This window comes from Soonwooa sp. T0.1_25, from assembly GCF_057652215.1.
Map to the genome: position 1 here is coordinate 1 of NZ_JBYFBZ010000038.1, position 1737 is coordinate 1737.

The 1737-nt window shown below is 34.5% G+C and carries 2 protein-coding genes; both read left to right on the forward strand.

Translation table 11 applies throughout. From position 1 onward, the window contains the following. Nucleotides 1-107: 107 nt before the first annotated feature. Complete coding sequence (locus AC23MB_RS14205; protein ID WP_487787633.1) at nt 108-929, forward strand: AraC family transcriptional regulator; 822 nt, start codon at nt 108-110, stop codon at nt 927-929. Between the two features lie 69 nt (nt 930-998). Next, nucleotides 999-1496, forward strand: coding sequence for a VOC family protein (locus AC23MB_RS14210; RefSeq protein WP_250069801.1), 498 nt, complete (start codon nt 999-1001; stop codon nt 1494-1496). Nucleotides 1497-1737: the final 241 nt, after the last annotated feature.

The following is a 1737-nucleotide window of genomic DNA, read 5'->3' on the forward strand; positions in this document are numbered from 1 at the left end:
TGTGGTTAATCAAAGTTTGGTTCTCCGCATCAACATTTGTGGTGAAAATCGCCACCTTCGCCAAGCCCGAAACCGTTATGCGTCACTCTATGAAACACCCAGCGTAAATGAACTATCAGACATATAAGCCACATAGAGACTTAGAATCTTTAGTCAAATTTTATTGGACTTTGGAAATACCATTTGACCCAAAGAACGCAAAACAAATGGTTGTGCCAGACGGCTGTATTGAAATGACATTTAATTTGGGCGACAAGATTAAGAGATTTATTTCTGAAACCGACTTTATTCTTAATCCAAACGCAATGGTAATGGGACAAAGGACAAAGTCATATTATATTTTGCCTGTTGGAAATGTTGATACGATTGCAATCTGTTTTTATCCTTATGGCTTTGCAAATTTTGTAAATACGTCACTCGAAAAATTAGTTGACAAAGAAACGCCTATTACTGAACTTTTCGGACCAGATGAAGCCAATAAGTTAGAACAACAAATAGCTAATGCAACAAACACCGAACAAAGAATTGAGATAATTGAAAACTTTCTAATAAATAAACTCAATGAAGAAAACACGATAAGCAATATTGTAAAATCAACCGTTGATACTCTTCTCAAAACAAATGGAAGCACTTCTATAAATGTTATTTTGAAAGACGACCTTTCTAAAAGACGCCAATTGGAAAGACATTTTAAAAAGCAAATTGGCATAAGCCCAAAGCAATTAGGTAAAGTAATTCGACTTCAAGCTATTCTACAAAAATTGCTCAACCAAAAATCAGAAACTCTTACAGATATTGCTTATGAAAATGAATATTTCGACCAAAATCACTTCATAAAAGACTTCAAGGAGCTTGTTGGAATAACACCCAAACAATTTTCTGAAAATGAAAATATGGCTCTATCTAATCTTTTTTACAAGAAAAATTGATGTGTCGCATTTTTACTATTTCGTAAGGAATGACCAAACTACATTTGCCTAAATTTTAAATAATAGGCAATGACAGTAAAAAATTTCTTTTTCTTGACAATTCTTGCAGGACTTTTTCTGTCCTCTTGCAGCAACCAAACCCAAACGAAATCAGAAACAACGACAAATGACACAACAACAAATTTAAAAGTAAAAAATATGAACAGTTACATTTCAATGTTTGAAATTCCTGCAACGGATATTTCAAGAGCAGTAAATTTTTACCAAATAATTTTGGATATCAAAATTGAAAAAATGGATGTAGAAGGCATGAAAATGGGAATACTACCTTATGAAAATCAAACAGTAACAGGTGTGATAATCCAAGCGGACGGATATAAGCCTTCTGCTGACGGTGTAACCATTTACTTAAACGGTGGCGACAATCTTCAAGTTATTCTTGACAAGGTTGAAAAGAATGGAGGTAAAATTATTGCACCGAAAACTGCTCATGCAGACGGAAGTGGTTTCTTTGCAATTTTCATTGACTCGGAAGGAAATAAAATGGCACTTAATTCACCAAACTAACAGACAGACAGAAGAGCGAACGCATAACAAGGTATTGGCAAAAGCAGGGCTGAAGTGCAAACTTCGGCTTTTGTGCTTCTATGAAACTTTTGTATTAAATTTGAGCTGACGTTTTTCAAATGCCCTGCCTTCGCCAATACCCAAACCGTTATCCGCCAGGCATTCGCCGTTTCAGAAATCTAGTGCAACAAATGTTAAAATAATTAACACAATTTTATACGTTTGTCAGCATGAAAAAATA

Excerpts from the sequence above, each read along its gene's own strand:
- AC23MB_RS14210 (WP_250069801.1), top strand. The coding sequence starts at position 999 with ATGACAGTAAAAAATTTCTTTTTCTTGACAATTCTTGCAGGACTTTTT.
- AC23MB_RS14205 (WP_487787633.1), top strand. The coding sequence starts at position 108 with ATGAACTATCAGACATATAAGCCACATAGAGACTTAGAATCTTTAGTC.